The sequence below is a fragment of the Pseudoalteromonas sp. Bsw20308 genome (genome assembly GCF_000310105.2).
In the GTDB taxonomy this organism is placed as follows: domain Bacteria; phylum Pseudomonadota; class Gammaproteobacteria; order Enterobacterales; family Alteromonadaceae; genus Pseudoalteromonas; species Pseudoalteromonas fuliginea.
Genome location: NZ_CP013139.1, coordinates 535707 through 550312, shown reverse-complemented (window position 1 = coordinate 550312; position 14606 = coordinate 535707). Strand labels below are relative to the sequence as shown.

Below are 14606 nucleotides of genomic sequence, written 5' to 3'. Positions count from 1 at the left end.
TATATGTTTTATGGCCTACCTGAGTGACCTAAAAAAGGCACTCGCTTTATGAATAACTTTAGCGCTTGATGGTAAATACCTTTAAAGATCGACCACGTCATGGCCGGAAAACGTTTTAGTAACTTACTGACTTCTTGATTAGTAAGCTCTGCACGTTTCAAACGAAGTGTTGCATCAAATAATAATACTTCATCTCGTTTATTTTCAATATGTATCAATGTTTTATCAGACGACTGTCGAATATGCCAATGATAGTTCATATCTAAATTCATAAAAGGTGATACGGAAAAAACCTTCTTAAAGTTCACTTTTTTTTCTAGGGAGACTAAATAGTAATGGCGTTCATTCCACGGTGTATTACTTACTTCAGCAATCATATACGTAAAGCTATTATCGCTATTACCAAAAAAGTAAAAATTAACAGGGCTAAAATAAACCCCTAAACAGCGTAGTTGCCCAAGCATATAAACATGAGTAAATGTTTCCTTTATACCTAATGAAGAAAGTTGCTTATGAGCACGTTCAATAATGGGAGATTGGTCAAAAGCTGATAAACTTTGTAGGTAATCTGCCTCGTTAAACTTTAAGGCTTTTAAGCCTGATGTACCTAAGTTTTTATGTACACCATTTAATTGCTGAGGATTGTTTAGATCGACCCACATCATATACAAAGGATAGCTAAAACGATGTTCTTTAACAGCAAAACGGCGATGTTTTACATCGCCTAAATAAACTGCACTAGTCAAATTCGACCCCAAGCTGTTTAGCCACATCTACACCACTGTGTACGCCATCTTCATGAAAACCATTGTACCAATAAGCGCCACAAAAATAACTATTATTGTTCCCATCAATACTGTGTTTAAGTTTTTGAGCCGCAATAGATTCTTGGTTAAATACAGGGTGATGATAGGTAAACTCGCGCAAAATTTTACTTTGGCTTATTCCTTCAAGATGATTAAGCGTTACACAAAACTGTGTATCCGATTGTATACCTTGCAAAATATTCATTTGGTAAGTAACAACAGCTGCTTTATCAGTGTTGTTATTAAGTAGGTAGTTCCAGCTTGCCCATGCCGCTTTTCTATCTGGTAAAAGGTTTGTATCGGTGTGCAGCACCACTGAGTTCTCAGTGTAAGCTATTGCACCCAATACTGACTTTTCTTGCTCCGTAGCATCACCAAGTAGTGCAAGCGCCTGATCTGAATGACAAGCAAATATTACTTTATCAAATTTACTTTGCTCACCATTGGCAAACTCTATTGTTACTTCATCATTTTGACGCGTAACAGATTTAATATTTGTATTGAGGTTAATTTTATCGGCAAAGCCTCTGATCAGCGGCTTAATGTACTGACGAGAGCCTCCTGGTACTACATACCACTGTGGTCTATTGGTTACATCTAAAAGCCCATGATTAAAGAAAAACTTAACAAAAAACTCAACGCCTACGTTTTCCATTTCTTTAATACTGGTAGACCAAATAGCCGCGCCCATAGGAAGAATATAATGGTATTTAAAAAAGTCATTAAACTGGTTATCGTTAAGCAATTGCCCTAATGATTGATCAGACTGGTAATCACCTTTTTCATGCATTGCTTTGCACAGTTTGTTAAACCTAACAATGTCGTACAATAAACGCCAAAATTTTGGTCTGAAAATATTACGGCGCTGTGCAAACAAACTTGTAAATGTATGGCCATTATATTCAAAACCAGTGGCTTCGTTGTGAACACTAAAGCTCATTTCTGTTTTTTGTTTATTGACACCAATACGCTTTAGCAGTTTTTCAAAGTATGGGTAAGTTCGGTCATTAAACACAATAAAGCCTGTGTCTATTGCGTATTTGATGCCGCTTACATCAACATCAACTGTTGCAGTGTGACCACCTATGTAATCATTCTTTTCAAAAATGGTTACATCATAATGTTTGTGAAGCAAATGCCCACATGTTAAACCAGATACACCAGTTCCTATTATTGCTATTTTTTTCAACGGGCTAATCCTTTTGCGATTTTAAGCCAAAGTGGGAGTGGTAAAATACGTAATGCTTTTAATATAAGTGTAAAACGATAAGGGAAATGAACGTCTTTGCGGCGTTTTTGAATACCCTTAATCATGTAGTCAGCGGCTTTTTCAGCAGTAACGGCCATAGGCATCGGGAAATCATTTTTACTAGTGAGCGGGGTTTTTACAAAACCTGGATGAACTAAAGTCACATCAACATCATTTAAATCAACAGCTAAGCTTTTTGCTAAGTAACTTACACCCGCTTTTGATGCACCATAAGCTTCTGAACGAGGTAGCGCAAGATAAGTAACACTTGAGCTAACTAAAACAAGCTGGCCGCCTGGATTTATTTTAGGGAGTAACGCCTCAAGGCAATACCCCATAGAAAGTAAATTGACGTTTATTACACGCGCAAATAATGCACTATCAAAATTTCGCGCATCATCTATATATTCACAGTTACCGGCGTTTAAGATAACTCGCTCAAAATGAGGAAAGCCAATAGTAGACTCTTTTATATCTTGCAGGTTAGTTGCATCAAATTTACAAGCTTGAATATTGTCGTATTTAGCAAGCTCGGCGAGCTTTTCACTATTACGTCCGCAAGCTATAACAGTGTCTCCTAGCTGCGCATATTTAATTGCTAGCTGCTCTCCAATACCTGATGTAGCACCCGTTATAAGTGTGATCATAATTAACCTGTCCTTTTATCAATTAGCTTTATAACGCTACCAAGTAAAGGAATGTGTTTGTATAACAACTCGCCCACATTAAAGTAGTCTCTGTGCTTGATAATTTTGCCATCTTTAAAAATAAGCTTGCTATGACCTTCTACCGAAATAGTTTTACCTGATGAGAGCTTTGGATGTGCATAATGCATAGTCCAATAAATAAAAGCATTGTTACCGCTATTAAACGAATCACTAATATCAAACTGACAATGCTTAACATTGCTGTATAAGTTAGCAAAGTACCTGCGCAATTCTACAATGCCATTAATTTCATGCATCGGGTCTATAAACTGTATGTTGTCACAGTAAATATCACTCAATAAATCAAGATTAGTGCTATCAAGCTGTTGGTATATTTCAACAAATTTATCTACTGGTAACTGGTTATCCATATCACACCTTAAATGCAGCAAGTGCACGTTCTCGTGCCGCTTTATGATCAACTATTGCTGGCCAGTAACATTCCTTATCTTTGCCTGTTGCGGCTAAATAAGTGTGTGGAAAATGAATGTGTTTATCTGGCACGTTTTCAAGCTCTGGCAAATACTTACGGATAAACTTGCCCGTTGGATCAAAGCGCTCGCTTTGTCTGATAGGATTAAAAACTCTAAAATAAGGCTGAGCATCACAGCCCGTACTTGCAGCCCACTGCCAACCACCATTATTTGAGGCTAAATCGCCATCAATTAAGTGCTGCATAAAAAAGCGTTCACCTTCACGCCAGTCTATTAATAAATGTTTAGTTAAAAAGCTTGCAACAACCATTCGTAAACGATTATGCATCCAACCGGTTTGCTTAAGTTGTAGCATTGCTGCATCCACTAATGGGTAACCTGTACGCCCTTCGCACCATGCTTTAAAATCGCTTTCGCTTTTACGCCACACTACAGCATTATACTTTTCGTTAAAGTTATCGCCGCGCGAAAGCTTCGGAAATTCAGCAATTAAATGCCTGTAAAATTCGCGCCAAACAAGCTCGTTAATCCACGTAAACGTTTTACTTTTTGACGTAGTTAAAATATCAGGATAACGCTGCTGAATATTAATAAGCAGTTGCTTTGTGCTTACAATACCTAGTGCTAAATACGGGCTTAAACCCGATGTGCCTTTTACACTGGGAATATCACGCTGGTCGTCGTAACTTGTAAGTTTGTCGCATATAAAATTATCAACTACGGTAGAGAGTGTTTCGTCGTCAACCGGCCACTTATCTGAGCACCCATCATTTTTTAGTAAATCACTCTCGTCAAACTCAATAGGGTCAGAAGTTAAAGGCCATTGTGGCAAACTAAAGTGTGTATCTTGATACTGCTTTAACCATGCACGTTTAAATGGAGTAAACACTTTATACATTTCATTACTTTGATTTTTAACTGAGCCTGCAGGCGCAATTAAATCACCTTCGTACAAAGTAAAAGTAATTGTACGCTCATCGCATTCATGCAAAATTGCTTTATCGCGGTTTACTTCATTAAGCTCATATTCTGTATTAGCAATTACGTGTTTTACATCGTTTGCTTTACAAAAGTTAATGAGCTCGCGCGTACAATCACAAAAGCTAGGCGCTTCAATAATATGTAAAGTAATACCGTAATCAGCAAGTTGGGATTGAAGATAAGTAACTCGGCGCTTGAGTAAGTCAATCTGAATAGGCGCTGTTTGGTGTTGTTGCCACTGCTTTTCAGACACAAAAAAAATGGCGTGTTTAGCGCCATTGTTTAGCGCTTGAATTAACGCTTCGTTAGAAAAAAGGCGCAAATCGCGCCTAAACCAAAATAATGTATCCATTAAATACCAAATCGTAGTTTTAAATCGTGAGGGTATGGGTTAAAAAACACTTGTTTTTCAAGGTACTCATTCGGATGAACTTTCAAATGATGTTTTAACAAGGTAAGTGGTACATACAATGGCACCAATCCTTCGCGGTATTCATCTATCGCATCACGAAGTTCTTGTTTTTCAACCTTCGATAAATCAGTTTTAAAGTAACCTTGTAAGTGCATTAGCGTGTTGCAATTATTTCTGCGAGAAGCTGGCTTTTTAAGACCTGTCATCAAACCTAAAATATATTCATCAGCAACTGCATTTATATCGTCACCTACAAACGTTCCAAGCAGGTTACCCAAATCACGATAAGCTTGATAATTGTGAGCCATCAACAAATACTTATACTGAGAGTGAAATTGAGTAAGCTTGTGAACCGTAAGCGGCTCTTGTACTAACTTTTGCCAGTTTTTAAATACGTAAATTCTCATTACAAAGTTTTCACGTAAATGCATATCGTTTAAACGCCCGTTTTCTTCACATGGCAATAATGGGTTGTGCTTCATTATTTGCTCAGCAAAAAAACCAACGCCTTCTGAGGTATTACCCGTGCCTGCTTCATTGTATATTTTAATGCGTTCCATACCGCAACTTGGACTTTTCGCGCAAAATACAAATCCACTCAACTCTTTAGCTTGTTCTGTTGCAACTTTTTTACCATATTCGGTAAGTTGTTGACCTACTTCGCCAGTGCCATCTGGGCGACATACTTTAATAGTATCGCCCACTTTAACTTGGCGAATAGTTGGGCGAGGTATCGGTAAACCAACAGCTACTTCCGGACAAAACCGTGTGTATTCAACGTGTTTACCTAGCTCATCCATACAAAAATTTGATTTTTTATGACCCGTATCAAATCTAACTTTTTCGCCTGCTAAGCAGGCGCTTATACCTATTTTTATTATATCTGTGTGCATATATTCTCTTAGTAAATCAAATTACCTATTGGATTTAGTAACTTGCTGAAGCCCTTATTAAAATGTAGCGCACTACTGACAACTGTAAAGCACAAACACCCGTCTTTCGTTAAAGGTGTATGCTGATGACTACCATCTTGCCATATGAAGTCGCCTGGTACGTAACTACCATCTTCGTCACTAAACTCACCATCTAGGAGTAAAGTAACTTCAAATCCAGTATGCGTATGCTCTGGTATTTCACCACCCGCATCAATGTGTAACAGGCTAGAACGTAGCGCACCATCATCAAGCGAAACTCGAGATCGCGCTAACTTACCAACTTGTGTAAATTTACTATGAGAAATACGCGTTAAAGCACGCGGAAGCTGGTAGTTATGTTCATTTACTTTAATAGAAACAGGCTCTACCTCATAAACTTCGTCGATAGAATCATCAGATGTGATCATATCAAGAACATTCAATTCAAAGTCTTCAAATAACTCAGATTGCTCTGTTTGAACTGTCTCAAATTGGACTGGCTCTTCACTAAATAACGCGTCTGCATTACTTGCTTCAATTTTAGCGACTTTAGCTTGGCACACAGGGCACATATCTACATGTATAGAAACGGCTAAACTCAGTGATGTAGCAAGTGATGCATCGCAATACTGTGTCAGTAAAGTTTCACTCGGGTGATGTTTAATCATGCTGATCTCCCATTTCATTACGTAATTTTTGCAAGGCCAAACGTAACCGTGATTTTACCGTGCCTACTGGAATGTTAAGTTGATGTGCAAGTTGCTCTTGCGACATATCTTGAAAATAAACGCCTCTTACCACTTCACGTTGAGCGATTGGTAGCTTGTCTAAATAGCGCTTAATTTGCTTATCTTCTAAATGATCACTGTATTCGTGATGTGTATCTTGTGATTCGTTTAATAACGGCCAAATATCTTCACTGATGTTTTCTTCTTTGTTACTTTTCATTTTACGAAGCATATCGAATGAAGCATTACGCATAACGGTATAAACCCACGTAGTCGCTGCACCTTTATCACTGTGATACAAATGTGCTTTACGCCAAACAGACGTTAACGTCTCTTGAACAAGCTCCATTGCTTGAGCTTCAACACCAAACTGCTTAATTCCAAAGCGTTTAATTTTTGGCGCAAAATATTCAAATAAATAGGAAAACGCTTTTTTGTCGCGTGATTGCGCAACATCTATAAGCGCTTGCATGAGCTCTTTACTCGGCGTTTCTGGCATGGCAGTGTACTTACCTGTATTAGGTTCACAACGTGGTGACTGTTGTTGACTTACCATAATAATTTATCCCGTTATTGCTTTTGTATTAAGTGATACGGGCAATAATTAATTTAGGATCATAAAATTTAGGCAAATTCGTTATTAATCACAGTATGGAGGAAATTCAGTAAGTTATCAAAGTTCGTTTCAAACGCAAGTTGCTGTTTTTTCTCGATAGAAATAGGTAGGAGCTCAAGCCAACGTGCTGCAATCCAAGGCAACTTGTCAAAATGAGTTTTTTTGTACAGTAAACGAAGTTCCGAATTACTTTCAAAGACGTTTAAAAGCGCATCATGTAATAAGTCATGTTCGCCAATTGAGTTGTTAATGTCCTTGTACCAATAAGGCGTATTACAAGAAGACACCAAACCATGTCGCAGTTCGTCCTCGTCTTGATAAACATCATTTATTTGAACACTTTGAGAAGCAAACACATCGATTAATAATACATCGTTGTCGTCTTGGTCAAAATCAATAATATCAACAAGGCAACCTTGCGCGCTTATATTAAATGGCGTGTCGTGCTCAAATGTACAAAGCACAAACCCTGTATTATTTTTTAATGCGTTTTTAACCATATTTAAATAGCGAGGCTCAAATATGCGTAATCGCGTATAACCTTCAGGTAACATAAAAATGGGTAATGGAAAAATCGCACGTTTCATAAAGTCTACTTATTTCAAATACTCTGCCTTTACTTACGTGCGCTTTTGCTAAGTCGATCAGCTTTGCATGAATCGAATTAATTACCTACTTCACCATTGGTTAAATATTAAACCAGCTCCCCATGCTTTTTAGTACTTGGACTGAGTAATATGCACTTATCATACTGGCTACTGGCGCTAACATTAAAGCAAATAACCCAAATTCACTGCTCATCGTTTTAATCCTTTAAATGGTTTATTTAACGTTTTTAACACTCGCGTCAGTATTTTTAGACGCAGTATTCTCGGTTAAAACAGCCTCATCTAATATTCCAACTAAAACAGTTTTAGCATCAAAATAAAGCGTTTCTTTTAATGACTTTTCAAGTTCGAATGTTGTTTGCTTAACGTAGCTTGTTACACTTTGAGCTAATATATCAGTAACATCTAGGTCCACTTCTGTTGCGTGTACTTGCGCAGAACCTAATACTAATAAACTTGCCATAGCGATTTTAATTGAATGTTTCATAATGGTATTCCTTGTTTGTATATTGTTTGATTAGACGAAGTTATATAATCAAGGGTTGTGCCAACATGAAAATAAAAATTAAAGCATTGTAATTAAATAGATTTTTATAAATTTAATTAATTTCAAAAATTCACACTCTATTAATCTAACCACTTAATTTTATTTTTTGACCAATATTTGGTTAATAATTAAGATCAATTTACCCACGTTAATAAAAGTCACAGTAAATACATTTAGCGTTTATAAAAACGTCATATCTAAACGTTAAAGTTCCATTACTATAAATAATTGAAAAGTGCAGTATGTCTATCTTATCTCGTCGTGGTTTTTTAAAAACATCAGTAGCCAGTGTATTTACCGTTGCTATTTCCAGCGCTATAACAGGCTGCGCTCAAACACTAGCTGACAGACCATTATCAGCAATTGAGTTTAAGCATGGTGTTGCCAGTGGTGATCCGCTCAGTAATGCTTTAATAATTTGGACGCGAGCCACAACCTCTAAACCATCTTCCATTGCGACTGTTTCATGGGAGCTGGCAAGTGATCCTGATTTTAAAAATATATTACGCAGCGGTTACGAACAAACAGATAAAAGCCGCGACTTTACTATAAAAATAGACGTGCAAGATCTTGCACCAAATACCGAATACTTTTACCGTTTTATGGGTTTGCAAACACAAAGCCCTATAGGCCGAGCTAAAACACTGCCAATAACTAATGTTGAACAAATAAAAATGGCTGTTGTGTCGTGCTCAAACTACCCTGCTGGGTACTTTAATGCCTACACTGATGCCGCCAAGCAAAAGGATTTAGATGTAGTACTGCATTTAGGAGATTACATTTACGAATACCCAATGGGTGGATACGCCACTGAAAATGCTGAAAAAATTGGCCGCCAATTAGCCGCCGATAACAGCGGTGAAATTATTACTTTAAGCGACTACCGCAAACGCTATGCAATTTACAGAACAGACAAAGGTCTACAAGCACTTCACGCAGCAGCGCCTTTTATTGCAATATGGGATGATCACGAAGTTACCAACGATACCTATAAAAGTGGTGCTGAAAATCATACCCCTGATGAAGGTGACTTTTTTAAGCGCCGTGCAGCAGCTATTCAAGCCTATTACGAATGGCTGCCAATTAGGCCGCCAATGGGCGAACAAAGCCCGCAAATATACCGCACCTTTGATTTTGGTAATTTAATAAGCTTGCACATGCTAGATACTCGCGTAATAGCACGCGATAAACAACTCGCTTACAGCGACTATAAAAACCTAGAGACCAAACAAATGGATGTTGCTCGCTTTGCCAGTGATTTAAATAATCCAAAAAGGCAGTTACTAGGTAACACACAACTAAACTGGCTCACCAGTGCAATAACTAAATCAAATGCAAAATGGCAAGTATTGGGCCAGCAAGTATTGATGACTAAAATGTGGCTACCTACTGAAATATTCTCGCAATCCGATCGCACTAAAATCCCGATGGTATTAAAAGAGCTTGTTGCAATTAAAAAAACCGTGTTAGCAAATAAAGCGGTAACACCCGCGCAACTCGCACGCGTAAATACTTTAATGCCTTATAATTTAGATGCGTGGGATGGTTACCCAAGCGAGCGCGAAGCATTGTACAAAAGCGTTACCGCATTAAATAAAAAATTAGTGGTGGTTGCAGGTGATACGCACAATGCGTGGCATGGCACATTAAAAAATGCAAAAGGCGAAAGCGTAGGAGTAGAGTTTGCAACACCTGGTGTTACATCCCCGGGTATGGAGCATTATTTAGCGCTTAATACAGCACAAGCAAAGCAGATGGCTGACTCGCTTTCATTGTTAATAAACGACTTAAACTATTGTGACTTATCACACCGTGGCTATATGTTGCTGACTATTACTAAAGAGCAAATCACAACCGATTGGCGCTATGTAGATAACATTAACACTTCAAGTTACAGCATTGTTAATCAACATCAAAGTGTTTATAAGGGCTAACATTTTGTATAAAAAGAAGGTAAATGTATTATTTACCTTCTTCGCATATTTTATAAAACGCGCTTAATTACAAGTATAAAGAAGCGTCCACGAAGCATCACTTCCTGGAAGGCTGTTTGTATACCAATTTGCACTGTATGCATTGCCTTGATATTGTATTTTGTCGTCGGTGTTATTGTGTGTAAATGGACCGGCCGAATAATCCTTTTTCACCCAATTAGGGTATGTATTAATACCATTACAATCGGTTGAACTTACAACGCTACATCCATTTGCATCAACATTTGTACCAGCGGGTGTATCTGGGCACTGATCAATATCATCATTCACTCCATCATTATCCGCATCACTTTGTGGTTCAACTACTTCAACAGCACAACCCACATCATTAACGGTTTCCCCTGCAGGTGTATTTGGACATTGATCAACACTATCGCTAATACCATCAGCATCGGCATCAGTTACCGCACAACCAATACTATCAACCACTGTATCGGCAGGAGTATTATCACACTGATCAAGGCTGTCACTTACGCCATCGCCATCAGAGTCTAAAGCAACGGTACTGCCACCCCAACCTTGAATGATCTCTTTAACTTTAGTGCCTGAAGCGGTTAATGAATTCCAACTGCCGCCAGGGGTGAATAACGAAGCCCCTTCGTTTTTATCATTAATAGACCAGTTAGCGTGACTAATATTGTTTGTTTTAAAAAATGCCATCCATGCATCTGTTTCATTAGCATTAACACCACCATTGCCATCAGCATTAACTGTCCCCCACTCTGTAGCAAACAATGCAATACCGTTGTCGAGTGCTGTTTGCGCTTTATTTCGATATGATTGTCCGTGCGTGCCAGCATAAAAGTGCAGAGTGTAAGCAATATTGGCGCGATCTATCGGATCTTGTGATGCCACATCAACGTCTTGAGACCATGTTGGTGTACCAACCACAATTAAATTATCAGGATCGATTGCTCTAATTTTATCAATTACAGTTTCGGCGTAAGGCTTAATATCGTTAGCCCATGAAATTTGTAACGGCTCGTTATAAATCTCATAAATAACATTATCGTATTGCCCATACTTTGTAGCTACGTCTTCAAAAAATCGAATGGCAGTAGCCTGATCTGTATGTGCTTCATGGCTATGAAAGTCAATAATAACGTACATATCCTCAGCAATAGCAGCATTTACAACAGTATCAAGACGGCTCATATTGCCATCCCAGTCATAATTTAAGCTACCACCAGCACTTGACCCATGGCCTATTGCCGCGCGAATCAATGTTGCATTAAATTCAGACTTAGCACGTGCTACTGTTTCTGCGGTATAAAATTTTTCAGCCCCCCACCCCGTGTTACTCCAGAATAAGCTGGTACCTGCAAAGCTCGTATTTTCACCACCAGCAAGAATTTGATTACCACTAACCGTTAATTTCTCAACAGCGGCATTAGCCATTGTTGAATAACCTAATAATAAAGCTAACGATAAGCTCGTCACTTTAAAGTTCCTTTTGTTGTGATTAATTAAACTGTTATCCATAATATTTCCTTAAATTGAAGTTATCAGTCGTCATTTCGCTGATGTAATAAAGTAAAACCGCAAAAGCAATACAAAGTAATTACCCATTATATTTTACGTAAGTTAAAAGTACCAACTTATTATTAACATTAACTGAACAAAAAAATTCACGAAGCACTGCCGTGAATTAGGAAAAGGAGAATAAAAGGCATGTTTAACGAAGTTCGAAGATTTTGTCGGGGATATATTGTTTTTTACACTTTTTTTACATTAGGTAAAAATAAAATGTTTAAGTAGAGTAAATAGGTAGCCATCAATTAAGAAACACCACCTTGCATACATTTTAGTCAATTATATTGGGCAACACCTTACGTCCTAAACGATAGGCATCTGCAATACTCAATATCCAAATAACAATCATTAAAGGTACGTACTTATATTCAGCGAGCTGAGCGCAGGCGTTAGATGGTTGTTGCGCGGCTTTTAAAATGGCCGTAACCGACATAGGGATTTTTCCGTGTACAATTTCATTTGCAGTACACTGTGCAATCGCAAATATATCTTGAAAGGTTAAAATTAAAAGAACAGAAAATACCCCCGCAAAAATAGCGCCTATAAGATGTTTTTTTAAAGAAAAATGCCCCGCTCCAGGATAAACAATGGCGGTAAGTAAAGCAGCTTTAAGATCTGGTTTCATATTTATCCAATATAGAAATTACACTTTTTAAAGTGGTCACATAAAAAAGCCACTTTGCAGTGGCTCAATTAAAATATCAAGTAGTTAAATGTATTATTGTCCGCCAAACCCGAGAGTTAACTCAATACCAACAAAACGAGGTGCTCCTGCAACAAATGTTGGGTTGCCAAATCCTCCTCCAGTATTACCAGCATCAACTAAATACTCTTTATCTAATAAGTTACTAGCAAATACACTAACAGCCCAGTCATCACCATTTGCGATACCTAAGCGCGCACTGACTAATCCAAGCGCTGGTTGGCTAATATCTAAGCCTGATATTGGCGCATTTGCTGGCTCAAAAAACACTTCAGAGCGGTAGCTATATATCAAAGAGCTCGTTAAATTAAGTGAGTTCGACAATTCTGTTGAATAAAACAGCCCCGTACTAAACGTCCACTCTGGTTGTAGTCTAAATTTATTGCCTGCGAGGTTACCATTATTACTATCATCATCTATTTCAGCATCAAGGTAAGCCGTATTGGCAAATACCTCAAACTCATTATTAATTAACGCCCTTACTTCAGCCTCTGCGCCAACATTAGTGGCAGAGCCCGCATCTGCAGAAAACGCAACGCCTTCATCATCCTGTAACGTAACCTGAAAGTTAGAGTAATCTTGATAAAATACAGCGACAGAGTAATCTAAACGCCCGTCAAGCGCTTTGCCTTTAATACCGGTTTCGTAGTTCCAAATAATTTCCGCTGGGACTTCTGATATAGAAGCTTCGACACTCCCTTGTTCATCGTTAGCCGAACTTACTTCAAGTACTTCCGAACGACGCCCTTTTGAAACAGTCGCATACATATTTGTAGTAGGGTTTATTATATAAAGCGCATTAAAACGTGGCAGCCAATCATCATAATCAGCATCGCCATAGAATGTTTCACCATTCGTATCAACCGTAAACAATGGCGCTTGCGTCAAAACACTATTGGGTGCAGCAGAGCTATAACCACTGCGCTTTTCTTCTTTTATATAACGAAGACCCGCTGTTAACTCCAGTGCCTCAGTTGCAGCATAAGTTACATCAGCAAACGCTGAGTACGCTTTGTTTTCACCATAGTTTGTAAACTCTAATGAATATGGCAACTCGTTTATTGCACCACCTGTTAATGCTGGCGTTAAAATATTAACGCTACCATCATTATTAATACAAGGAACACCTGAACCCAATACGCCTAAGCAATTTAAGAATATAGACTCCTCTGTACTAAATGGAATACGCTGGCTACCCTCTTCTTCAAAGTAACTCACACCAAAAATACTAGTAAACTTATTCTGCGTATAAACAGCGCGTAATTCTTGGCTAAATTGGTCGCCCTCTGCAGCTTCTGCAAATTCTAAAAACCATGCTTGTGTACCATCAGCATCAAACACTTCTAAAGAGTCAAAATTACGCCCTGCAGTAATTGAGGTGATTGTTAAATCGTTACTTACATCCCAATTTACAGTCAAATTTAAATCGTTAACTGTGCGCTCTACACCTAAGTCTTTTTTTCCAAACACAGACTCTGCATACGGACTACCTGGCATTTCAACAAAACTATATGGACTTGTATCACCACCGGTTGGTGCATAAAGCCCATTTTTAAAAGATGTACCCGAGTCATCATTTTTTTCATACGTATACACCAAATCAATCGTTACATCGTCACTAGGTGTAATACGTAAAGACGGACGATAAGAAAAACGCTCAATAGCATGCATGTCATCTTGCTTAAACCCAGCCGGATTTTGGGAGTTACTATTTCCTGCAATATTTTTTATAAACCCATCACGTTCACGATAAGTAAAAGCAACACGGCCTTGCATTAAATCATTACCACCCGTTACAAAACCACTAACACCTTTGGCCGAGTAATTACCAACGGATGCTTTTAATTGCGCCGAAAAATCTTTTTCTGGTTTACGTGTTGCTACACTAATAGCACCTACAGAAGCTGCTGTTCCAAACAGTGTCGCTTGTGGTCCTTTAACAACTTCAATCCCTTCTACATCAAAAAGCTCAAAGTATGAGCCACGAGAGCGTGATACATCTGCTCCGTTATAATAAATAGACACACGAGGGGATGATTGAGACGACCCACTATCAGACGTAATACCACGAATTACAAAGCCTGGGTTGTTAGGGCTTTGCTCTTGAATAACAAGCCCCGGTGTTATTTCAGATAAAGTGTCGAGTTCGCCAATACCTAAGCTTTCTAAAAAGTCGCCATCGTAGGCACTTATTGTTACAGGCACATTTTGTATTGATTGCGCACGCTTTTGAGCAACAACCACTATTTCATCAAGTTCTTTATTTATGGTTTGATCTGCAAAACTATTTGTTGATGTAACGCAAATCATCGCAACAGACAATTTAGTAAGTTTAAGAAAAGGGCGTATTGTTAATTTATTTTTCATGTTTTTC

The 14606-nt window shown here is 38.2% G+C and carries 14 protein-coding genes; 1 reads left to right on the top strand and 13 read right to left on the bottom strand.

The window, feature by feature from the left end:
* Nucleotides 1-8 precede the first annotated feature (8 nt).
* The 10 genes from D172_RS19645 to D172_RS19600 form a co-directional block, all read right to left on the bottom strand.
* The gene (locus tag D172_RS19645; protein ID WP_007376324.1) at nucleotides 9-746 is read right to left on the bottom strand and encodes a DUF1365 domain-containing protein; all 738 of its coding nucleotides are present in this window, start codon (nucleotides 744-746) and stop codon (nucleotides 9-11) included.
* A complete protein-coding gene (locus tag D172_RS19640; RefSeq protein WP_007376325.1) occupies nucleotides 739-1995 on the bottom strand; it encodes an NAD(P)/FAD-dependent oxidoreductase in 1257 nt (418 codons plus the stop codon). The genes D172_RS19645 and D172_RS19640 overlap by 8 nt, the downstream gene beginning before the upstream one ends.
* Nucleotides 1992-2702 (bottom strand): SDR family NAD(P)-dependent oxidoreductase, encoded by a 711-nt coding sequence (locus D172_RS19635; RefSeq protein WP_007376326.1) that lies wholly within the window; start codon nucleotides 2700-2702, stop codon nucleotides 1992-1994. The genes D172_RS19640 and D172_RS19635 overlap by 4 nt, the downstream gene beginning before the upstream one ends.
* 2 nt (nucleotides 2703-2704) lie before the next feature.
* Nucleotides 2705-3133, bottom strand: a complete 429-nt coding sequence (locus tag D172_RS19630; RefSeq protein WP_007376327.1) for a nuclear transport factor 2 family protein — start codon at nucleotides 3131-3133, stop codon at nucleotides 2705-2707.
* Between the two features lies 1 nt (nucleotide 3134).
* Complete coding sequence (phrB, locus tag D172_RS19625; protein WP_007376328.1) at nucleotides 3135-4529, bottom strand: deoxyribodipyrimidine photo-lyase; 1395 nt, start codon at nucleotides 4527-4529, stop codon at nucleotides 3135-3137.
* On the bottom strand, nucleotides 4529-5482 hold the full coding sequence (locus D172_RS19620) for a YbgA family protein (protein ID WP_007376329.1): 954 nt from the start codon (nucleotides 5480-5482) through the stop codon (nucleotides 4529-4531). Before D172_RS19620 ends, phrB begins: the two co-directional genes overlap by 1 nt.
* An 8-nt stretch (nucleotides 5483-5490) precedes the next feature.
* Entirely contained in the window at nucleotides 5491-6171 is a 681-nt protein-coding gene (locus D172_RS19615) for a ChrR family anti-sigma-E factor (protein WP_007376330.1), read from the bottom strand.
* The gene (locus D172_RS19610; protein WP_002962457.1) at nucleotides 6164-6787 is read right to left on the bottom strand and encodes a sigma-70 family RNA polymerase sigma factor; all 624 of its coding nucleotides are present in this window, start codon (nucleotides 6785-6787) and stop codon (nucleotides 6164-6166) included. The genes D172_RS19615 and D172_RS19610 overlap by 8 nt, the downstream gene beginning before the upstream one ends.
* Nucleotides 6788-6855: 68 nt before the next feature.
* Entirely contained in the window at nucleotides 6856-7434 is a 579-nt protein-coding gene (locus D172_RS19605; protein WP_007376331.1) for an LON peptidase substrate-binding domain-containing protein, read from the bottom strand.
* 235 nt (nucleotides 7435-7669) lie between these two features.
* Nucleotides 7670-7942 (bottom strand): hypothetical protein, encoded by a 273-nt coding sequence (locus D172_RS19600; RefSeq protein WP_007376333.1) that lies wholly within the window; start codon nucleotides 7940-7942, stop codon nucleotides 7670-7672.
* 302 nt (nucleotides 7943-8244) lie between these two features.
* On the opposite strand from D172_RS19600, the gene D172_RS19595 reads away from it, so the two are divergent.
* Nucleotides 8245-9936 (top strand): alkaline phosphatase D family protein, encoded by a 1692-nt coding sequence (locus D172_RS19595; RefSeq protein ID WP_007376334.1) that lies wholly within the window; start codon nucleotides 8245-8247, stop codon nucleotides 9934-9936.
* Nucleotides 9937-9999: 63 nt separating this feature from the next.
* Here the strand turns inward: D172_RS19595 and D172_RS19590 are convergent, their stop codons facing one another.
* The 3 genes from D172_RS19590 to D172_RS19580 form a co-directional block, all read right to left on the bottom strand.
* Nucleotides 10000-11478 carry a cellulase family glycosylhydrolase gene (locus D172_RS19590; RefSeq protein ID WP_007376335.1) on the bottom strand — a complete coding sequence of 493 codons (1479 nt, stop codon included), beginning with the start codon at nucleotides 11476-11478 and terminating at the stop codon, nucleotides 10000-10002.
* A 322-nt stretch (nucleotides 11479-11800) separates the two neighbouring features.
* Complete coding sequence (locus tag D172_RS19585) at nucleotides 11801-12154, bottom strand: hypothetical protein (RefSeq protein WP_007376336.1); 354 nt, start codon at nucleotides 12152-12154, stop codon at nucleotides 11801-11803.
* Nucleotides 12155-12247: 93 nt separating this feature from the next.
* Nucleotides 12248-14599, bottom strand: coding sequence for a TonB-dependent receptor (locus D172_RS19580; protein ID WP_007376337.1), 2352 nt, complete (start codon nucleotides 14597-14599; stop codon nucleotides 12248-12250).
* Between the last annotated feature and the right edge of the window lie 7 nt (nucleotides 14600-14606).